17 protein-coding genes and 4 tRNA genes are annotated in these 20,408 nt (G+C 41.1%); 13 read left to right on the top strand and 8 right to left on the bottom strand.

The window, feature by feature from the left end:
• Positions 1-53: 53 nt before the first annotated feature.
• The 6 genes from HX021_RS05655 (at position 54) to HX021_RS05630 (ending at position 3,461) form a co-directional block, all read left to right on the top strand.
• Complete coding sequence (locus HX021_RS05655) at positions 54-869, top strand: purine-nucleoside phosphorylase (RefSeq protein ID WP_286589095.1); 816 nt, start codon at positions 54-56, stop codon at positions 867-869.
• Positions 870-893: 24 nt separating this feature from the next.
• A complete protein-coding gene (locus tag HX021_RS05650; protein WP_286589093.1) occupies positions 894-2,963 on the top strand; it encodes a putative porin in 2,070 nt (689 codons plus the stop codon).
• 139 nt (positions 2,964-3,102) lie between these two features.
• A tRNA-Val gene (locus tag HX021_RS05645) sits at positions 3,103-3,180 on the top strand.
• A gap of 9 nt (positions 3,181-3,189) precedes the next feature.
• A tRNA-Val gene (locus HX021_RS05640) sits at positions 3,190-3,267 on the top strand.
• 9 nt (positions 3,268-3,276) lie between these two features.
• Positions 3,277-3,351, top strand: a tRNA-Val gene (locus tag HX021_RS05635).
• Positions 3,352-3,386: 35 nt separating this feature from the next.
• Positions 3,387-3,461 (top strand) — tRNA-Val (locus tag HX021_RS05630).
• A gap of 73 nt (positions 3,462-3,534) precedes the next feature.
• Here HX021_RS05630 and HX021_RS05625 read toward each other — a convergent pair.
• The gene (locus HX021_RS05625) at positions 3,535-4,737 is read right to left on the bottom strand and encodes an acyloxyacyl hydrolase (protein WP_286589091.1); all 1,203 of its coding nucleotides are present in this window, start codon (positions 4,735-4,737) and stop codon (positions 3,535-3,537) included.
• A gap of 220 nt (positions 4,738-4,957) precedes the next feature.
• Between HX021_RS05625 and HX021_RS05620 the strand changes: the two genes are divergently transcribed.
• On the top strand, positions 4,958-7,903 hold the full coding sequence (locus HX021_RS05620; RefSeq protein WP_286589090.1) for a M16 family metallopeptidase: 2,946 nt from the start codon (positions 4,958-4,960) through the stop codon (positions 7,901-7,903).
• 155 nt (positions 7,904-8,058) lie between these two features.
• Here HX021_RS05620 and HX021_RS05615 read toward each other — a convergent pair whose 3' ends face one another.
• Positions 8,059-8,580 (bottom strand): NADPH-dependent FMN reductase, encoded by a 522-nt coding sequence (locus tag HX021_RS05615; protein ID WP_286589089.1) that lies wholly within the window; start codon positions 8,578-8,580, stop codon positions 8,059-8,061.
• Positions 8,581-8,807: 227 nt separating this feature from the next.
• Here HX021_RS05615 and HX021_RS05610 point away from each other — a divergent pair, with 227 nt between their 5' ends.
• The 5 genes from HX021_RS05610 (at position 8,808) to lepB (ending at position 13,765) form a co-directional block, all read left to right on the top strand.
• Positions 8,808-9,605: a ParA family protein gene (locus HX021_RS05610; protein WP_286589088.1), complete on the top strand. Its 798-nt coding sequence runs from the start codon at positions 8,808-8,810 to the stop codon at positions 9,603-9,605.
• Between the two features lies 1 nt (position 9,606).
• Positions 9,607-10,542 (top strand): ParB/RepB/Spo0J family partition protein, encoded by a 936-nt coding sequence (locus HX021_RS05605; RefSeq protein WP_286589087.1) that lies wholly within the window; start codon positions 9,607-9,609, stop codon positions 10,540-10,542.
• 1 nt (position 10,543) lies between these two features.
• Complete coding sequence (locus HX021_RS05600; RefSeq protein ID WP_286589086.1) at positions 10,544-11,266, top strand: DUF5683 domain-containing protein; 723 nt, start codon at positions 10,544-10,546, stop codon at positions 11,264-11,266.
• A 170-nt stretch (positions 11,267-11,436) separates the two neighbouring features.
• On the top strand, positions 11,437-12,180 hold the full coding sequence (dapB, locus tag HX021_RS05595; protein WP_286589085.1) for a 4-hydroxy-tetrahydrodipicolinate reductase: 744 nt from the start codon (positions 11,437-11,439) through the stop codon (positions 12,178-12,180).
• 16 nt (positions 12,181-12,196) lie between these two features.
• Entirely contained in the window at positions 12,197-13,765 is a 1,569-nt protein-coding gene (gene lepB, locus HX021_RS05590) for a signal peptidase I (protein WP_286589084.1), read from the top strand.
• A 101-nt stretch (positions 13,766-13,866) separates the two neighbouring features.
• Here lepB and HX021_RS05585 read toward each other — a convergent pair whose 3' ends face one another.
• Positions 13,867-14,583, bottom strand: a complete 717-nt coding sequence (locus HX021_RS05585; protein ID WP_286589083.1) for a pyridoxine 5'-phosphate synthase — start codon at positions 14,581-14,583, stop codon at positions 13,867-13,869.
• 60 nt (positions 14,584-14,643) lie between these two features.
• On the opposite strand from HX021_RS05585, the gene cdaA reads away from it, so the two are divergent.
• Entirely contained in the window at positions 14,644-15,438 is a 795-nt protein-coding gene (cdaA, locus tag HX021_RS05580) for a diadenylate cyclase CdaA (protein ID WP_286589082.1), read from the top strand.
• A gap of 47 nt (positions 15,439-15,485) precedes the next feature.
• Here the strand turns inward: cdaA and HX021_RS05575 are convergent, their stop codons facing one another.
• From HX021_RS05575 to HX021_RS05555, 5 genes are all read right to left on the bottom strand, one after another.
• Positions 15,486-16,331, bottom strand: a complete 846-nt coding sequence (locus HX021_RS05575; RefSeq protein ID WP_286589081.1) for a DUF2911 domain-containing protein — start codon at positions 16,329-16,331, stop codon at positions 15,486-15,488.
• A 334-nt stretch (positions 16,332-16,665) separates the two neighbouring features.
• Positions 16,666-17,958, bottom strand: a complete 1,293-nt coding sequence (locus tag HX021_RS05570) for a sugar MFS transporter (protein WP_286589080.1) — start codon at positions 17,956-17,958, stop codon at positions 16,666-16,668.
• A 300-nt stretch (positions 17,959-18,258) separates the two neighbouring features.
• Entirely contained in the window at positions 18,259-18,684 is a 426-nt protein-coding gene (locus HX021_RS05565) for a hotdog fold thioesterase (protein WP_286589078.1), read from the bottom strand.
• Positions 18,650-19,198, bottom strand: a complete 549-nt coding sequence (locus tag HX021_RS05560; RefSeq protein ID WP_286589076.1) for a DinB family protein — start codon at positions 19,196-19,198, stop codon at positions 18,650-18,652. The genes HX021_RS05565 and HX021_RS05560 overlap by 35 nt, the downstream gene beginning before the upstream one ends.
• Complete coding sequence (locus HX021_RS05555) at positions 19,179-20,408, bottom strand: sensor histidine kinase (protein ID WP_286589074.1); 1,230 nt, start codon at positions 20,406-20,408, stop codon at positions 19,179-19,181. The genes HX021_RS05560 and HX021_RS05555 overlap by 20 nt, the downstream gene beginning before the upstream one ends.

The following is a 20,408-nucleotide window of genomic DNA, read 5'->3' as shown; positions in this document are numbered from 1 at the left end:
TGTACGTGCAGAAAAATTAAGTTAAGTTTGAGTTACTTAGTTTTTTTGTACGTATGTATCACAGTATAAACGAGACTACGGAGTTCATCCGTAGAAAAATTGGAGATTTTACTCCAGAATTCGGTATCATCCTAGGTACTGGTTTAGGTAAACTGGCTGATGAGATTGAGATCGAATATCAGCTGATGTATTCGAATATTCCTAATTTTCCTATTTCTACAGTTGAGTTCCACTCAGGCAAATTGATTTTTGGAAAATTGAGCGGACGAAGAGTTGTGGCCATGCAGGGACGTTTGCATTACTACGAGGGTTATGATATGCAGCAGATCACCTTTCCAATTCGTATCATGAAAATTCTGGGGGTGCAGAAGCTCTTTGTGTCCAATGCCGCAGGATCGTTAAATCCGGCAATCAGGAACGGGGACCTGGGGATCATTGAAGACCATATCAACCTGCTGCCTGACAATCCTTTGCGGGGACAAAACTTAGCTGAATTTGGACCGCGTTTTCCGGATATGAGCGAGCCCTATAACCATAAAATGATTGAACAGGCACTCGAAATCGCTTCAAAACATGCTATTTCTGCACATCGGGTGGTGTATGTTTCTTCTCCGGGGCCGAATCTGGAAACAAAGGCTGAGTATCGTTATATGCGGCTTATTGGAGGTGACGTGGTGGGGATGAGTACTGTGCCCGAAGTTATTGTGGCTAATCACATGGCGCTTCCGGTGTTTGCTATTTCTGTTGTTACGGACGAAGGCTTTCACGATCGGCTAAAACCGGTCTCTCTACAAGAAATCGTGATAGTGGCAGAGAAAGCGGAACCTAAGATGACATTAATTTTGAAAGAATTGATAGCTTTGCAGTAAATTTAGACTATATATTTATTTTAGATGAAGTTGATCGTACGCGTATTAGCCGCACTGTGTGTCTTACTGGTTTGTTCCATGGATCTGATGGCACAAAGCACAGAGGAATGGAGCAGTGCTCTGGATTCAGCGAGAGCCAAGGAAGATGGAAAAAAGGATTCTGTGATCCTGTCTTCAAAATATATTCGTTACGCCACATTGGACATGTTAAAGAAAGGGACATATACGCGACAAATAGATACTTCACATCATAACTATCAGTACTATAATCCTCAAAATTTACCTTGGAATCCTAGCGTGAATCTGGGGTCTTACGGCCTGGCGACACGTGACTTGTTGTTTCAGCCCAAGAAAACAATTGGGTTTCAATCTGGCTTTACCGCATTGGAACGCTATCTATTGAACCCGGACTCTGTTCAGTATTTTAGGGCACGGGCACGTTATTCGGAACTGTCGGCCGTAGGGTTCTTTTTTGATGATCAGGTCTTTCGGGCCAGGGTGGCACAGAATATCACACCACAATGGAACATGAACGTAGATTTTCATTCAACGAAGACGGACGGTTATTATCTGGCTCAGGAATATTCCGACATGAAGGCTTCGGTATCATCCTGGTATGAGTCAAAAAATAACCGATACAACATGTTGGTGAGTGCGGTCTTTAACCGACTGGAAGCTATGGAAAATGGCTCCTTGATAGAGAACCTGCCTTTTGCTCCTGAAAATAGGCAGGCGCCGGACCGGTTTATCCCGAAATTGTATGATCCCAGTAAAGCCAATACGCCAAGGACGAAATGGGGCGACAATTCTTTGTTCTTGCGCCAGTCGCTTTACCTCGGTCGTCTCGATACAGTAGACAAAGGGAAGCCGACCATGCAGATCTATCCGACAAACAGCATGGCGCATAATACCCGGGTCAGAAGGCAGACCTATGGTTTTTTTAAGAATTTAGCTGATGGAAATGCGGCATTACCTTATAACAACCAGGCGCTGAACTTAAATAATGATAAAACGGCCATTACCAATGTGTCCAATGAATTTGAGTATAACTTTTTTCTGCGTGGAAAATCAATTTTTAAGAATGAGGCGAAACTGAATTTGGCTTTCCAGCATGATATGAACTGGGTGGAACAAACCCAGATAGACTCTATGCGTTATTATACCAATCCGTCACTATATCCCGAACCCAAGAAAAAATTACCGGATAGTACTGCTTTTGACCAGTTCTATCAAAACGGAATCGTGAAAGGGGAACTTGGCTATAAGTTTTCAGATCGCCTGGATTTTAGTTTAAAAGCGAATCAGATCGTTTTCGGTCATAATATTGGTGATTTCTTATATGAAGCAAAGGCCGATATCTCTATGGGGGATAAGATTGGTAAGGTGACGCTTTCTGCCTACTCGCAAAATAAGTCTCCAGAAATGGTTTTTAATAACCTGAACTATACTTATGGAAAATGGAATGACCTGGATCTGAAAAAGATAAAAATCCAGAACCTCGGTTTCCAATATGCGAACCCTGCATTGGGCTTTCATGGAAAAGTGGAATATTTCCTGATGAATAATTATACTTATTTTGCGGAACTGTCAAATGCGCAAAATGACCCTAAAAAGGATAAATGGATCAATCCGACCCAACTGGATAAAGCTAATCTGTTGAAAGTGACGGTTGGGCAAAAATTCAAAATCCGTCGTTTTACTTTTGACAATCTGGTTGTGTATCAAAAGACTGACCAACAGAATGTATTGGCGGTCCCAGAACTATATACCTGGCATAGCCTTTATTATAGCAATCTCTTTTATAAAGTCATTGACTATAGCATTGGTATCGATGCCAAATTCAACACACCTTATGCGAATCCAAATTATTCGATGGGAACAGGACAGTTTTACAATGCTTATCAACAAATCGAATTTTCAACATATCCGATCATGGATCTATGGTTGACAGCCAATATACAGCGTGTGAATATGTTTCTGAGTTATAATTTTTTAAATCAGAATTTTTATCCACATGGGTACTATACGGTCAGACGTTATCCGATGAATACGGCCAACTTTAGATTTGGTGTTTCGTGGAAGTTCTATGATTAATCCGGGGGAAAATTATGTGGGTGTTTTTTAGCTTGTTGTGGTCTTTAGGGGAGAAAATCTTTGAAAATAATTTTGAGAATAGAATTTTTAAGCTATATTTGCACACGCAATTAGGGAACGGCGTTCTTTAAAAAAGTATGGAGGCTTAGCTCAGCTGGTTCAGAGCATCTGCCTTACAAGCAGAGGGTCACTGGTTCGAATCCAGTAGCCTCCACCATACAAAGTCGGAGAATTAGCTCAGCTGGTTCAGAGCATCTGCCTTACAAGCAGAGGGTCACTGGTTCGAATCCAGTATTCTCCACCATTCCAAAACGGAGGCTTAGCTCAGCTGGTTCAGAGCATCTGCCTTACAAGCAGAGGGTCACTGGTTCGAATCCAGTAGCCTCCACAAAAGCATCAGGCATTGATGCTTTTTTTTCATTTGGGGATTTAGCTCAGCTGGTTTAGAGCACTACCTCGACAAGGTAGGGGTCACTGGTTCGAATCCAGTAATCCCCACAACAAAAAAGCGTTCATCACGAACGCTTTTTTTTATATCAATTTTTTCTTTTTCTCTTGGTTGCCCTGATTCTTAATCTATTCCATCTGCCTTTTCTGCACGTTTCTTCCCTAACTTAAATCCATAGCCAGTGGTCCATTCGATAAAATCTGCTTTGCCGCCATGTGCTTTGATGGAAACTCCGGCAAAGAAGTCTTTGTATACTTTGTAGCGAACTCCGGCTCGAAGGTATACTGGGACGCTCTCGCCATTGAACTTGTTGCGGTGCAGGTATACACCAACATTTCCATTGATATATAATCTCGAGTTTAACACATGGTCAATATAGAATGCAGGGCCATATGAAAACAGGGCTGAGAATTTACCTGCTTTTTCACCGGCTACTTTTTCGTCATTTCCACTGGCTGAATAGAATACATCCATTCCGGCACCAAGACGCCATTTGTATCCGAAATGCTTACTGTAATAAGCCCCCAAGGTAGATTTGAAATATTGACTATCATGCTCACGGTCGATCTGTTTGAAGCCAAAGGCGTAGTTGAAGTGGAGCTCTTCCGTATCTTCCATTTTTGGAATGGTGCTTTTCCGGAAATCAAATGGTCTGCTTGTCGGCGTATAGGCCACGGAAAGACTCAACGGAAGTAAATTAATCCCTGTGTTTGGCAAGGCCAGGGCACCATTGCTGAAATGATGGAACGCCACACCTGCACCCACCTGGAATTTTCTGCTTAATCTGTAATTGGCCTGGAGTCCAAAATCAATAAATACATTGTTTTTGCTCCCTATGATCAGATTGAATGGGTTCTCCTCTTCATTATATGGATTGAACCGGCCCGAAAGGCCCAATGCGATTCTGTAATTGAAATTCCATCTTCTATTGACCTTTGGTTTGATTGGTATGGCAACAAAGCCATAAACAGCAAAGGGGCGCCCAAGGTGCTCCTGGCCAAAGGTGCTGCTGTAGATGCCGACTCCATAAATAGGGTAGTTGTACAGTTCGTTGTAGATGCTCTTTAATGAATCCTGAAACTGTGTCTGAAAGCCAACACGAAAGTTGAGGCCACTGTAATAAGAATCTGCGAGTGTCTCCTTGGTTCTTTCATTGAATTTAAGCTCGCCTCCACTCTCATGTTCAAGCTGAAAGATCAATCTTGTTTTTGCGGGTGCAAGATGTGCTGATGTATCTTTTTGATTTTCTATTCGGGGAGTGACCTGTGCTGTTGTACGAAAGGAAAGAAGCACAAAGATCACAAAAACAAGTATTTCTGATCTCATGAAGTAAAACGTTTAGCGTTTTTTTAAATTTCTGCAAAAATAAGAATGATATACCATTGTAACAATATAATTTCCTTTCTTCACAATATCGTGGCAGCAAAGGGAGAGTCGTGTTTATAAATCCACTGTAGGTAAATCGATTAATGTCTTTATATGTTGGTCACTGTATTGCATATGAAAAGCAATTTATCTAAGTTTGAATTGAAAAGAAAAAGGAAATATGATTAAAAATCTATTTAAAATTACTGCTGTTACGTTTGCTCTAACAACAGCAGGGGGTGCTTTGTTTGCCCAAAACGCCAAATTTAATTGGCAAGAAGCATCTGAAGGCGGGTATACCTATAAATACGTAACCAATGACCCTACCCATTCGAGGTTTTACAAGCTCAAAAATGGATTAACCGTTATTTTAAGCCCGACCAAGAAAGAACCGCGTATTCAAACGTATATTGCCACAAAAGCCGGAAGCAAAACTGATCCAAAAGATCATACTGGATTGGCCCACTATCTGGAACATATGCTGTTCAAGGGAACGGATAAGTTTGGTTCTAAAGACTGGGCTAAGGAGAAACCTTTGCTGGACCAGATCGATGCATTGTATGAAAAGTACAACGGTACTACAGATGAGACACAGCGTAAAGCAATTTACAAAGAAATTGATCGTGTTTCGGGCGAAGCTGCGAAGTATGCCATTGCCAATGAATACGATAAGTTGATGGCTTCAATGGGCGCCGAAGGTACAAATGCATTTACCTCATTTGAACAGACCGTGTACCAGGAACAGATTCCAAGTAATGTGATGGATAAGTATCTAGCTGTACAGGCCGAACGGTTTAGGCATCCTGTCCTTCGCTTGTTCCATACCGAACTCGAGGCTGTCTATGAAGAAAAAAATATCAGCTTGGATAAGGATGGCCGTAAAGCCGTTGAAGCTATGTTTGCGGCAGCGTTTCCAAATAACAATTATGGTAAACAGACGACGATAGGTACTGTGGAACATTTGAAAAATCCATCTTTAAAGGCTATCCGTGAATATTTTAATACCTATTATGTGCCCAATAATATGGGGGTGATTATGTCTGGTGATTTTGATCCTACCGAAGTGGTGAAAAAGGTAGATCAAAGTTTTGCATTTATGAAACAGAAGGAGGTGCCACCATACACCTTTGATCCCGAGAAACCAATCTTAACCCCTGTTGTTCGGGAAGTAAAGGGACCGGATGCTGAATTTATGCTCATGGGATTCCGCTTTCCTGGTGCAGCAACCAAAGATGCACAGCTATTGAATCTCATGAGCCAGATCTTGACCAATGGTTCTGCTGGTCTGATTGATCTGGACCTGGTAAAGAACCAGAAATTACTGGGCGCAGGAGCCTTCCCTTATGTGTTAAAGGACTATTCGTTGTTGCTTTTACAAGGGAACCCGGGACAAGGGCAGAGCCTGGAAGAGGTGCAACAGCTACTGTTACAAGAATTGGCGAAGCTGCGGAAAGGTGAATTTTCGGAAGAGCTGATCACGGCGATTGTCAATAATGCGAAGAAAGATGAGATCAAACAGCATGAAAGCTATGGGGACCGTGCTGAAGCACTGATGGATGCGTTTACCTCAGGTCAGGACTGGATTTCTGTGGTAAGTTATGCCGATGAGCTGAATAAGATCACCAAACAAGATGTGGTCGACTTTGCGAATAAATACCTGAACGATAACAATTATGTTGTTGTTTATAAACGTAAGGGTGTGGATAACAATGTTGTTAAAGTTGTTAAACCTGAAATCACACCAGTTACCGTCAATAGGGATGACCAATCCGACTTCTTGAAGAAGGTGGAAGCTATGCCTGAGGATAAAATCCAACCGGTATGGGTAAACTATGATAAGGATGTCCAAAAGGCGACAGCCAATAACCTTCCGGTACTAGCGGTGAAAAACAATGATAATGAGCTGTTTTCGTTGTCATATCGATTTGATATTGGAAAATGGAATAATAAGCTGCTTTCTTTGGCTGCAGGTTATCTTGAGTTTTTAGGAACCAAAGATAAGTCCAGCGAACAGTTCAGCAAGGACTTTTATCAGCTGGCATCTGATTTTTCGGTATCGGCCGGAAATGAGGAAACCATGGTGTCTATTTCGGGACTCCACTCAAACTTTATTGAAACACAGCACCTGATACAAGATCTGTTGCGTAATTGTGTTGCGGACCAAGAGGCCTTCAAGATGTATATTGCCCGTCTGAAGAAGGCGCGTGCTAATGCAAAAGAAAATAAGTCCATGATTATGGAAGGACTAAAATCGTATGCGAAATATGGGGCCAAAAATCCGTTCAACAACGTGTTTACGGATGCGGAACTGGACGCGTTGAAAGCGGAAGATCTGGTGAAGGCGCTGCATGATCTTGCCCAGATGAAGCATACGCTGCTTTATTTTGGACCATTGAGTGCCAGTGATTTTGCGGCAAAGGCAGCACCGCTAAAACAAGGTGCGGGAGACTATGTGCAAGCTGGAAAAGGGCAGGTATTTAGTGAACTTCCGACGGCTAAAAATCAGGTGCTTTTTGCCAATTTTGATATGAAGCAGGCGGAAGTATTCTGGTACAGAACTTCGGAGGGATACTCAAGCGCGTTGACGCCAACGGTCTCACTCTTCAATAATTATTTTGGGGGCGGTATGGGAAGTATTGTCTTCCAGACCATTCGGGAATCAAAGGCACTGGCTTATTCTACTTATGCTTACTATGGCCAGCCCTATAAAAAGAGTAACCATTATACTGTAGGGGCTTATGTCGGAACACAAGCCGATAAATTCAACGATGCCATCAAAGGCATGAATGAACTGTTGGATGTTTTGCCGGAAAGTGCCAAAGGACTGGATATTGCGAAAGTAAGTCTACAGAAATCCATTGCTAGTGAGCGTGTGCTGAATGCCGCAGTGCTTGGCAGTTATCTTGCTGCGCAACGCTTGGGGAATACCACCGATATTCGTAAAGCGATCTATGAACAGGCCCCAAAATTGACTTATGCTGACCTGAATACCTTCCATAAAAAAGAAATGAGCCAAAAGCCATATGTCTACTGTGTTGTGGCGAAAGAGGACAGCCTAAAGCCAGAAGATCTAGCGAAGCTTGGGGAGGTGAAAAAACTAGACTTAAAAGAGATATTTGGCTATTAATTGTTTAGATATCCATATTTAAAATCGTAGCTTTTGATTGAGCAGGCTTTGTTTATCAATGCTAGCTTATTCTTGGTTCAAACGTCAAAAAGAAGGCCTTCAGTATATGCTGAGGGCCTTTAGTTTTGTTACAATCTGCTATTTTTACCTGCTCCTCAAAATCGCACAATCTCTTCAATCTGTTCGGTGATAAATTGCATGGTGTCCTCTTTGAACAGCTCTCCATCTTCGTTCAGCTCATTTTGGACATTGGGAAGAAATATTTTGAGTGGGAGCACATGCATTCTGAGGTAATGGCATATTCCTGTCAAGTGATCTATGCCACGGAGGTTTCCATATCTTCCTGAGGATAATCCGACCAGGGCTACTTTCTTGTGGTAAAAGCTGCTTGGGAATGAACAGCAATCGATAAAAAGTTTCAGTGCGCCGGGAATGCTTCCATTGTATTCAGGGGCAATAAAGATAAACATATCAGCATCACTGACCTTTTGCTGGATGGGTCCAAATTCAGGACTTCTCTTCCCATAAAGATCTGTTTCTAAAATGTTTGGTGGCAGATCTGATAAGGAAAAGAGATCGTTTTCAACGGACTTGCGATCAAGTAATTGCTGGTAGCATTTTGCTATTTTTAACGTCTTACTATTGGGACGGTTTGTTCCGGATATTATTAAAATCATTGTGTTGTTGATACTTATAAAAAGCAATCTTTCAAAGTGGATACATATGTTGATTTTTTGTATCTTAGCATCCTGAGGATATGTGCTTTCGATCAATCAAAAGTACAAAATATGCTGAATTTGTTTTGCTTATTTGAATTTTGGATCCATATTTCAGCAAATTGATCTTCAGAAAAGTGAAATGTAGGATAAAATGACATTTTAATTAAGAAAGGTTTTCATTCAAGATGGGAAAAATAATCGCAATCGCAAACCAAAAGGGTGGGGTCGGAAAGACCACAACGTCAATTAATCTGGCGGCTAGTTTAGCGGTTTTGGAATATAAGACATTGTTGGTCGATGCGGATCCTCAGGCAAACTCTACTTCTGGGATTGGTTTTGACCCTCGTACAATCAATGCAAGCGTATATGAATGCTTAGTGAATGACTTGGACCCACGTGAGGCTATTCAATCTACAGAAACCCCAAATCTGGATCTTTTGCCGGCCCATATTGATTTGGTGGGAGCCGAGATTGAAATGATCAATATGCATGAACGTGAATATAAGATGAAGAAAATCCTGGATCAGGTAAAACAGGATTATGATTTTATCATTATTGATTGTTCTCCATCGTTGGGCCTGATTACGATCAATGCCCTATCGGCATCCGACTCAGTTATTATTCCCGTTCAATGTGAATATTTTGCTTTAGAAGGACTTGGGAAACTATTGAACACAATTAAAATTGTTCAGAACCGTTTAAATACTAGCTTGGAGATAGAAGGTATTTTATTGACGATGTATGATGTACGTCTGAGATTGTCCAATCAGGTTGTTGAAGAAGTGAAAACACATTTTACAGATTTAGTCTTTGATACCATTATTCAGCGAAATACCCGTTTGAGTGAAGCTCCGAGCTTTGGTATTTCTGTGATCATGCATGACGCTTCCTGTAAGGGAGCGATCAACTATCTGAATTTGGCGCGTGAAATATTGCAGAAAAATGGGCATCTTAATGAATTGAATACAACAGTAACCGCATAATATGGCAGCACATCAGCGTAAAACAGGATTGGGAAAAGGTTTAGGTGCTCTATTAAATGATAGTGTAGAAATCCCTGCTAAGAATAATCAACATGTCGAGGAGGCTCCGCTCGTAAAGCCTTCTGCAGTCCCATCAACGAAAGAGACAGGCAGCATCAGCCATGTCAGAGTGGAAGAAATAGCTGTAAATCCGTTTCAACCTCGTACGGAATTTGACCCTGTTGCTTTACAGGAATTGTCAGAGTCCATTCTCCTGCAGGGCTTGATTCAACCCATTACAGTACGTAAAGTTTCGGATGGTAACTATCAATTGATTTCGGGGGAGCGCCGTCTTCGGGCTTCAAGACTGGCCGGGCTCACTGAAATTCCTGCTTATATCCGTACGGCCAATGACCAGCAGATGCTGGAGATGGCACTTATTGAAAATATCCAACGGGAGAACTTAAATGCTATCGAAGTGGCGTTGAGCTTTCAGCGTATGATTGAAGAGTGTAACTTAAAACAGGAGGAACTTGGCGAACGGGTTAGTAAGAACCGCTCTACTGTAACAAACTATTTGCGTTTATTAAAACTTCCACCTGTTATTCAAGCAGCCATCCGTGATGGTGCCTTAACCATGGGGCATGCCCGAGCATTGATCAACATTGCTGAGGTTGACAAACAATTGTATATTTTTAAGCTGATTATAGATCAAGGCTTATCGGTGAGAAAAGCGGAGGAATTAGTGCGTGAGTTGCAAAAAGGGGGGAAAAAGAAAACGGGTAAAGATAAGGCCCCAATGTCATTTCAGCTCCAGAAAATTGAAGATGATCTGGCATCGAAATTCTCTTCACGGGTTAAACTGAACCTGAAAAGTGCCAAAGGAAAGGGAGCTATTGAAATTCCTTTTGAATCTGAAGATGATCTAAGCCGTATTCTTGAATTGTTAGACTGGTAATATGACCAAGTTAATTAGTTTGATTTTTGCGGTATTCGCGGTTGTGCTCGTAAAGGGGCAGACGGTGGATACGATTTCCAAAAAACAGGTACCCATCATCCAAGCTGATAGCCTGAAGCAAAAATCAGTGCAGGATACCGTAAAAAAGGAATCCCGAAAGGAACGTAAAAAGCGGGAGAAAGAAGAGGAGAAGGCAAAGGAAAAGGTTGTGGTGAAGGATTCTGCGCGGCTTGCCATCGAAGCAAAAAATAGACAGGCATGGAAGCGTTCCTTAGTGCTGCCTGGCTGGGGACAATATACTAATGGAGGTGTCTGGTGGATCAAAGTACCCGCTATCTATGGTGGATTATTGACAACTGTTCTCGTTTTTGACTTCAATAACAGGTATTATAAAGAATTGCTGGGAGTGCTACAAGCCCAAGCTGAAGGAAGGCCGATAGATCCATTTTATATCGGTATTTCGCAAGAATCAATTATCCGTGCTAAAGACAATGCAAGGCGAAACCGTGATCTCATGGTTCTGTTGACACTGGGTGTATATGGCTTAAATGTCGCAGAAGCTTATATTGATTCCATGCTGAAATATCGCTGGAATATCGGTGATGATAAACCCAAAAAAACAGTTTTTTCAATAGGGCCAACATTGATGGATGCTAGCTATGCATCCGGGACATATACTTTTAAACCCACTGTTGGGCTAAAGCTGTCAATGAAGATCAATTAAAGAACCCCTGTTAAAAATGAGATATGCCTATTGCACTGGGGGAAATCATCAGATCTTTTCAGGTTATATGGCATATCCAGATCATTTTGATTTGTATTTGTGCGTAGCAATCGTGAATATTTCATTGGAATTTTTTAATTTTAAAAATAAACTATACTTTTTCTAAATATATGAACATCATTCTCTTGGGGTATGGCAAAATGGGGCAGATTATCGAAAGATATGCACTGAAAAGAGGCCATCAGATTTTTTTAGTTGTGGATGAAAATAATCGTCCTGGCCTAACGGTTGATGATATTAAGGGAGCTGATGTGGCGATTGACTTCAGTGTGCCGTCTGCTGCCCTGGATAATATGAACCTCTGTTTGGAAGCGGGTGTGCCCATCGTTGTGGGGACAACAGGTTGGTACGATCAATTGCAAAGCGTGAAAGCCCGGTGCTTGGAGGCTAACGGCTCAATCTTATATGGCTCTAACTTCTCCATCGGTGTGAATGTATTCTTCCACATCAATAGGATGCTGGCAAAAGCACTACAGCCTTACAAACAATATGATGTTCAGGTGGAGGAGATTCATCATATCCATAAGCTAGATGCACCCAGTGGTACTGCCATCACAATTGCCGAGGGAATCATAGCGAATAGTGACGTCAAAGACAATTGGGTCAATACGGTTGTTGGTGAGCAGGATGAAATTATTCCCAAACCACAGGAGCTATTGATCGAAAGCCACCGGATCGAGGAAGTCCCGGGCACACATACCGTCCTATATAGTTCTGAAGTGGACCAGATCGAATTTAAACATACTGCACATAGCCGGGACGGTTTTGCACTGGGAGCTGTTGTAGCTGCCGAATGGTTGAACGGCAAAAAAGGATTCTATCAAGTAACTGAAATTTTTGATTTTAATAAATAGTATTAAATAGTAAATCATGGGATTAATCATCTTTGCGGTTTTAACAGCAATATCGGGATATGGATTGTGGCAGTTGTTTGTTAAAGCTGGCAGAAAAGGCTGGGAAGCAATCGTGCCTTTTTATAGTCAATATATACAGGCTAAATTGACAGGAAGACCAACATGGTGGGTTATCTTACTTCTGATCCCTATCGTTAATATTTTTGTTTTCTATAACCTTTACCTGGACTTTATTCATTGTTTTGGAAAACGCCGTTTTTGGGAAAATGCGGCCGCGGTACTGGTTCCGTTTATCGTATTGCCTATGTGGGCAAAGGATAATAATGTTCGCTTTTTGAATGGTCTATATGCAAAAAATATAAAAGCAGCTTCACAGGAAGGTGTGGAATTGACTGAAGAGAAGCTTGCTGAAATTGAGCAGGAATCGTATAAAGAGTATAAAATCAAATATCCGTATAAGAAATCTATGGTCCGTGAATGGGCTGACGCCATTGTTTTTGCAACTGTGGCGGCATCGCTTATCCGTGGATTCTTGATTGAAGCCTATATGATTCCAACGGGGTCTATGGAGCGTACCTTATTGATCGGTGATTTTTTGTTTGTGAGTAAATTGAATTATGGTCCTCGTGTTCCAAACACACCGATCGCATTTCCTTTTGCCCATCATACTATGCCAATAACAGGGGGGAAAGCGTATTCTGAATTGATTGAATTGCCCTATAAACGGCTCCCCGGATTTCAGCAGATCGAAAGAAATGACGTAGTCGTCTTTAATTTCCCCGCCGGAGATACTGTTGCACTGGAAAATCAGAACGCAAGTTATTATGATTTAGTTAGAACCTATGGATGGCAAACGGTAAATGCTCAATTTACTATTCAGGCTAGGCCAATAGATAAACGCGAAAATTATATTAAACGTTGTGTCGGATTGCCAGGGGATAAAATTTTTATGAAGGATGCCAAACTCTTCGTGAACGACCAGCCTGGGTTTGACCCTCCTGAAAGCCAGCTAGATTATATTGTGCTGACAGATGGTACGCCGTTAAATATGGACCGGTTACGGGAACTGCGGATTGAGGCTATGGGGTCTGATCAGCAGCCAGGGGTATATCAGCTGTTTATGACGAAAGACGAATTGGCTTTAGTACAATCCTGGTCAAATGTAAAAGAAATCAGAAGAAGCCCAGTGGGTGAGGGTGCGTACCCTTATGACCCACAATACAAGTGGGATTTTGATAATTTTGGTCCTATCCTGATTCCTAAGAAGGGCTGGACGGTGGCCCTGAATGCACAGACCTTGCCAATATACGAACGTGCAATCCGTGTCTATGAGAATAATAAGGTAGAAAAGCGTACCGATGGTATCTATATCAACGATGTGAAAGCTGATCATTATACGTTTAAAATGGACTATTTTTGGATGATGGGAGACAACCGTCACAATTCATTGGATTCAAGGGGATGGGGGTTTGTGCCGGAAGATCATATTGTAGGCAAAGCATTGTTTACCTGGATGAGCTGGGATGATATCGGTACAGGTCTATCGAAAATCCGTTGGAACCGTATTTTTAAAGGAATTCATTAATCTTAGACAAAGATCAAGCAACCGTTGTTTGAAGCATAAAAAAGGGCTTTCTTTTCAGAAAAGCCCTTTTTAGCTGGTTGTCCACCGCTCGTTGGATCTGCTTATTTTAAACAGGCCAAATAGCGTTTTATGGTTTCCTCAAGGCCTAAATATAGAGCATCCGAAATGAGCGCATGACCAATGCTTACTTCCAATAATTCCGGGATATGCTGATTGAAATATTGTAGATTATTCAAATCCAGATCATGACCTGCATTTAATCCTAAACCGACTTCACGGGCCTTTAATGCTGCTTTGAAGTAAGGCTGTATAGCAGCCTCCTTATCGAAACCATATTCGCTGGCAAAGCCTTCTGTATACAATTCGACACGATCAGTTCCTGTTTCTGCAGCGGCTTCGATCATTTCCTCCACCGGGTCTACGAAGATTGAAACACGTATACCCGCATCTTTAAACAATGCGCACATCTCTTTGAGGTAGGTTTGATGTTTAATGGTATCCCAGCCATGATTGGAGGTCAGCTGTCCCTCTGCATCAGGAACCAGGGTGACTTGTGCAGGTTTGTTCGCCAATACCAGATCGATAAATTTTTGTTCCTGACAATTTCCCTCAATATTGAGCTCGGTCTGTATATTGGCTTTCAGATCAAAAACGTCCTGATAACGAATATGTCGCTCATCTGGCCTCGGGTGTACTGTGATCCCCTGAGCACCAAAACGCTCGCACGCTAATGCAGCTGATAGCAGATTTGGGTTATTTCCACCTCTGGAATTGCGAAGGGTAGCTATTTTATTGATATTTACTGAAAGTCTAGTCATTTTCCTGTATGTTGTGATGTAAAAATACAAATAATATCTATTTTTTTTTAACTTGCATATATGGATGGAATCGATTATAGCCTTTTTAGTGGCTTTCGTCTATTGGACGTTATTGATATCATATTGGTCGCTATTATTATCTACTATATTTATAGTCTGATAAAAGGAACCATTGCTGTAAATATCCTGATCGGGGTAGCCTTGTTTTACGGCGTATATATAGTCGTCAAACAAATGCATATGCGCCTCCTGACGGAGATATTCGGAGGATTTATCTCTGTAGGTTCCATCGCCCTTATTGTGGTTTTCCAACAGGAGATCCGCCGATTTCTGCTACATGTGGGAAAAAATATATCCATGAAGCGAAAGAAAATATTCTGGTCTTTTTTAGGCAATAAAAAGGTTATACAGAAAGATTTAACAGAGGACCTGAAACCCGTCATCGAAGCCTGTAGAAGCATGTCTCGAACAAGAACCGGGGCATTGCTGGTGTTTTCAAAATATTTTGATGAAGAATATTACCAGAGTAGTGGCGAGTATATCAATGCCCATATTTCCAAGCGGCTAATTGAAAGTATATTTCATAAAAACAGCCCCCTGCATGATGGAGCTGTGGTCATTGTAGACTTTAAGATCATGACTGCATCGTGCGTGCTGCCATTGTCCGATAGTGAGGATCTCCCTTTGCAGTTTGGGTTGCGGCATCGCGCAGCAATTGGTGTAACAGAGATTTCTGATGCTGTTGCGGTCATTGTCTCTGAGGAAACCGGTGAGATTTCCTTTGCGAAAGATGGAAATGTGAATATGAACGTTTCTCCTGAAGAACTGGAGCAATTGTTAAAAGATGAACTATAAAAAAGGGCGATTCTATGGGAACCGCCCTTTTTTATACAATCAATGTGCTATTTTTTTGCAGCATTGATGACTTGGGTATTCAATTTAATATATTCCGTATTTTTCCCTTCAGTGGCAACCTCAACTCCCTTGGTTGCTGTTGCGATCGCACCATTTTTATCTCCAGCTTTTAATTGCGCTTTTGCTTTCCAGTACAATACATGGGCAGCCTTTGGCTGTGCTTTGGCGGCTTCATCAAACCATGTCAATGCTTTATTGAGATCTAAATTGTTGTTGAAGTAGTATTGAGCAGCAGCAAAATATGGTTTTTTCTCACCTTTCATAGCTTCATCGATAGAGGCTAATATTTTGGCTTGCTGATTGACCTTAAGGTCAATTTTCACGGCTGTTTTTTCCCAGGAAAGGTTGAGCACTGCATCTGTAGTCGTGACATTATCAAAGGATACTGTAAATGTTTCAACGGGACTGCTTAGATTTTGCGGTTTTACATTAAAGCGCAAGGCATCTTCTGCTTGATTATAAGCATAAGCACCCCATTGTTTGGTATTCTTGCTGATAATAATTGTCCATTCAGATTTGTTGGGAATGGTGAATAGCGCATATGTACCCGCGGCAAGCTGATGGCCATTTAAAGTGACATCACCTTCAAAAGTTAATGTCGTATTGGTATTGGCTCCCGTACGCCAAACTTCATTGTAAGGGACAAGGTCTCCAAATATCTTTCGACCGTTCATGCTTGGTCTACTATAGTTAAGGGTGATGTTTTCAATCCCTAAACCTTGTGTAATGGTCTGCGCACTACTTGCAGCAGGGAGCTTTAGCTGTGCAAAGGATTCTGTTGCAGTAAACATTAAGGCTGCTGCAAAGGCAATCGAAAAGAACTTCTTTTTCATTTGAGTCATTATTTATTCGTGTTATTTTTTCCTTTTGGGGTGTTTCTACTATCTTCAGCTGCTCTAGCGCACATGTCGAAAGACCATGTGCGTTTCATAAAAACAGTGTTTTGTTCATAATATGTTCTCAAATCACCATCCCATTTAAGTCAAGACCACGATGCTGTCGGCTGTTCAAACGAACAGTAGGTCGTTGCAGTATTGATTTCTGGATATCTTGATGATATGATCCTTTTGAGATTAAATCTCATCTCCTAAAAATAATAAGAATTTAAGAAAAAAGGGCATCTATTTTTTTTAGATGCCCTTTCTATTTATTAATAGTAGGATTGATTTAATTCTTTTTCCCAACTTTATGACCAGCTATTGAAAAATACATGATGTATAAATACCCTGGAATCATCGCATATAAGAATGCATGTTGAAAATCGATATGTAGGTGATCCTTAAGATAACCGTATACCAGTGGCCAGATTGCTCCCCCTGCGATACCCATGATCATAATGGCAGATCCTGTTTTGGTGAATTTGCCAAGACCTTTGATTCCTAGTGGGAAGATGGCAGGCCACATCAAGGAGTTTGCAATTCCGAGTAAGGCAACAAATACGAAGGATGTGGTACCTGTCGTGAAAACAGATATCAGCGTAAAAGTAATTCCAATGATGGTACAGATGCGCAGTGCCATTTGTTGCGATACAAATTTTGGAATGGAGATAATACCTATAATATAACCAATTAACATACATGACAATGTAAAGGCTGTTGCATAGGTCGTGAAGAAGGGATCTACTTTTAATTCACGGGCATAGACGCCAATAATATCGCCTGCCATTACCTCAACAGCAACACAGAAGAAAATTGCCAGCGATCCCAAAAATAGATGTGGGAATTGGAAAATGGAACTTTTTTTAGTTACGGCATTTCCATTTTCTTCGCTGCTTTCCTCTTCCGCATCGACATCAACCTCAGGAAGGTGGGTGAATTTTAGGAAGATGGCAAAAGCGACAAAAATGACTGCAAGTGAGATGTATGGTGTATGTACACGTTGAAGAAGGTCGTCTAAAATTGCATTCTTCTGCACAAGGTCCGTGGTAGCCTCTAATTTTTCAGTTACTTTTTGGGCATCCTTCAAAAAGAGTGTTCCAAATAATATAGGAACGATGATCCCTGCGGATTTATTGAAAAAACCAGCAATGGAAATACGTTGTGCAGCACTGTCTATAGGACCGATGATACTTAAATAGGGGTTTACGGCCGTTTGTAGTAAAGCCATTCCAGAGCCCTGGATAAAAATCCCTGTTAAGAATAAGGCATAACTTCTGCTATCAGCTGCAGGAATGAAGATCAGTGAACCTAAACCTAATATCACTAGACTGACAACCAAACCATTTTGAAAACCGATTTTTTTAATAATAACAGAGCTAGGAAGTGCTAAGAAAAAATAAGCAATGTAAGAAGCAAAAGTTACAAAAAAAGCCTGTAAATCTGTTTCTAGGTTACAAGCGATCTTTAAGAATGGAATTAATGTCCCGTTTGCCCAGGTAATAAAACCGAGGATAAAAAATAATCCACAGCAGATGGCCATAGGGCGAAAAGCTGTTTTACCAACGTTAGGATTAGTGGTCATGTTTTGTTTTATTATATTTAGTTAAGTTATCGTTCATGGATTGATGAACCGATAAGAAGAAGGGATAAACAAACGATTGCGCTTCATTTTTACCGATTTTTAAAATATCCATCCTACAAGACTACTTAATTTTCTTGAAAATTGGAAATAAATAAAGGGTTATTTTTATGGTATTTTGATAATTAATTGGCAAAAAAAAGAAGAATAAATTGTGAAATTTACTCTTCTTCTTCTGTAAATATAGTTGATTTCAAATTGTTGAGTTCTGATAAGTCGAGTTAGCAACTCAGGTGCTATCTCCTATTTTGGGACAATCGCGACTGTCAGTCGCGATATGCAATTCAATTTATTGAAACGATCATACATTTTTATTTCCCATATATGTGTTGACCGACCGATATGTATGGGGCTACATTTCGCCGTAATAATTCCGCTGCTGACGGGACGTATGTGGTTGGCATTTACCTCAAGTCCTACGCCTCGATATCTTTCGGGATCAACCACTAAATTGGAGGCGATACTGCCCAATGATTCTGCGAGAACGACGGATGCACCACCATGTAATATACCATGAGGTTGTTTAACATTGTCGGTGACAGGCATGGTGGCTGTGATGGTGTTTTCATCAATTTCAGTAGCCCGTATCTCCAATAAACCCGATAGGTATTTGTCGAAGAAGACATTGATCTGCTCAATGTTGTAAGGCTGAAACCAAATTTTTGACATCGTCTGAATTTAAATAACGTTCTTGAATGATGATGCGGTGGTGATTGAGATGTCCAGCGATAACATATAATAAGGCTTTGACACTCGTCAGGCGTTCGGAAGCCATGCCCTTTCGCTCTAGTTCGGCATCATTAAAACTTCTGAAAAGCATCATATTTGCCTTGCGCAGGTAAGTGAATTCTTTGCTTAGGCTCTCTAACGTGCGATCATTGTAACGACTGTACTGAATGAGATAATCTTGATCATATCCTGCCAGCTCTTTCAGGTCGTTGCGTGAAAAACGTAATGCTCGATAGGCCATGATACGCTCATTATCAATGACATGACCGACGACTTCTTTGATAGTCCATTTGTCCTCGGCGTATTTGAAATTGCCTCTTTCCTCCGGGATAGTATCCAAGAATGCTGGAAAGGAGAGGGTTTGTTCTTCTAATGCATCAAACACGTTATCGACTACAGTCTCGATGTAGGGTGCATAGACTGCCGGATATTCGTCAGATTTGAGTGGCTTCATATTTTAAGTTGCTTTTTAAGATTATTCGAATTGTTGTTCCTTTACCTATTTCAGACTCTTTAACAAAAATTTGTCCTTGATGATATTGTACCATTCTTTTGGTTAGACTAAGGCCAAGTCCCCAACCTCTTTTCCTTGTCGTAAAACCAGGCTGGAAGATAGAGTCAAAATTAGACCTCGGAATTCCTTTGCCCGTATCACTAATGTCTACAAAAATTTCTTCTTTCGCAATATTTTCTGAAATATTAACAGTTATCTTTCCTTCTGCACCAATCGCATTTACGCCATTTTTTAATAAATTTTCAATAATCCAATCAAATAGGGGGATATTGAGTTTAGCCTCAATATGGGGGGCACCCTTTAATTCGAATATAATTTTATTGCTGGTCCGGATACGGAAGTAATCCATATAATTTTTTATGACATCGTATAAATTATGGGGAGTCAATACCGGCGTTGAGCCGATCTTTGAAAAGCGGTCGGCAACAATCTCCAGTCTCTTTATATCATTTTCCATTTCATTTAATGTGTCATCTTCTTCAGCGTCAAATTTGATCCGAATAAGCTCTAGCCAACCCATTAAAGAAGATATGGGGGTGCCCAGCTGATGGGCTGCCTCTTTTGTCAAACCTACCCAGACCAGATTTTGTTCGGATCTTCGTATGGAGTTGAAAACAGTATAAGCAATGATCAGGAAAAGTGCGATAAGCGATAACTGTACGTAGGGAAAAACACGAAGCTGTTGCAAAAACCAGGAGTCCTTGTAGTAGACGTGCCATTTCTGACCATTCCCTAATTCCAATGTAATAGGGGGATGGCTTTTTTTCATAAAGGCCAGTTGTTTCTGAAAATAATCGGGATCATAATCCAGGTGTTTTGTAACACTATCATTGTCTGCGGACTTGATGTTCGTCTTTGTGGAATCCAGGTTGCGCCAAAAAATAATCTCCCCCTGGTCGTCGGTGATAATTGCAGGCAGATTTAAACTGTCGCGTACAGCATATATAAAGGTAATAAATTCATCATCGACATCCGGCATGGTCATGATATTTTTGGTACTCATAGCCCAAACTTCTGCCTTCGACCGCTCGGCATAGGCCAGGTTCCGAACAAGATAATTGGTGTAAACCAAAGATGCCACTGCAATGATAGCAGCAAAGATGAGCAAGATAAATTTCCAGCGTTGTTGGCTTATCTGATAGGGTTTCAT

Origin of the sequence: Sphingobacterium sp. N143 (assembly GCF_030325625.1) — a bacterium.
Classification (GTDB): domain Bacteria; phylum Bacteroidota; class Bacteroidia; order Sphingobacteriales; family Sphingobacteriaceae; genus Sphingobacterium.
This window is presented reverse-complemented; position numbering and strand designations above follow the sequence as displayed.

Coding starts and splice junctions, on each gene's coding strand:
- dapB (WP_286589085.1), top strand. CDS start 11,437: ATGAACATCATTCTCTTGGGGTATGGCAAAATGGGGCAGATTATCGAA.
- HX021_RS05600 (WP_286589086.1), top strand. CDS start 10,544: ATGACCAAGTTAATTAGTTTGATTTTTGCGGTATTCGCGGTTGTGCTC.
- HX021_RS05570 (WP_286589080.1), bottom strand. CDS start 17,958: ATGACCACTAATCCTAACGTTGGTAAAACAGCTTTTCGCCCTATGGCC.
- HX021_RS05655 (WP_286589095.1), top strand. CDS start 54: ATGTATCACAGTATAAACGAGACTACGGAGTTCATCCGTAGAAAAATT.
- HX021_RS05610 (WP_286589088.1), top strand. CDS start 8,808: ATGGGAAAAATAATCGCAATCGCAAACCAAAAGGGTGGGGTCGGAAAG.
- HX021_RS05650 (WP_286589093.1), top strand. CDS start 894: ATGAAGTTGATCGTACGCGTATTAGCCGCACTGTGTGTCTTACTGGTT.
- HX021_RS05620 (WP_286589090.1), top strand. CDS start 4,958: ATGATTAAAAATCTATTTAAAATTACTGCTGTTACGTTTGCTCTAACA.
- HX021_RS05615 (WP_286589089.1), bottom strand. CDS start 8,580: ATGATTTTAATAATATCCGGAACAAACCGTCCCAATAGTAAGACGTTA.
- HX021_RS05555 (WP_286589074.1), bottom strand. CDS start 20,408: ATGAAACCCTATCAGATAAGCCAACAACGCTGGAAATTTATCTTGCTC.
- cdaA (WP_286589082.1), top strand. CDS start 14,644: ATGGATGGAATCGATTATAGCCTTTTTAGTGGCTTTCGTCTATTGGAC.
- HX021_RS05605 (WP_286589087.1), top strand. CDS start 9,607: ATGGCAGCACATCAGCGTAAAACAGGATTGGGAAAAGGTTTAGGTGCT.
- HX021_RS05565 (WP_286589078.1), bottom strand. CDS start 18,684: ATGTCAAAAATTTGGTTTCAGCCTTACAACATTGAGCAGATCAATGTC.
- HX021_RS05560 (WP_286589076.1), bottom strand. CDS start 19,198: ATGAAGCCACTCAAATCTGACGAATATCCGGCAGTCTATGCACCCTAC.
- HX021_RS05625 (WP_286589091.1), bottom strand. CDS start 4,737: ATGAGATCAGAAATACTTGTTTTTGTGATCTTTGTGCTTCTTTCCTTT.
- HX021_RS05585 (WP_286589083.1), bottom strand. CDS start 14,583: ATGACTAGACTTTCAGTAAATATCAATAAAATAGCTACCCTTCGCAAT.
- lepB (WP_286589084.1), top strand. CDS start 12,197: ATGGGATTAATCATCTTTGCGGTTTTAACAGCAATATCGGGATATGGA.
- HX021_RS05575 (WP_286589081.1), bottom strand. CDS start 16,331: ATGAAAAAGAAGTTCTTTTCGATTGCCTTTGCAGCAGCCTTAATGTTT.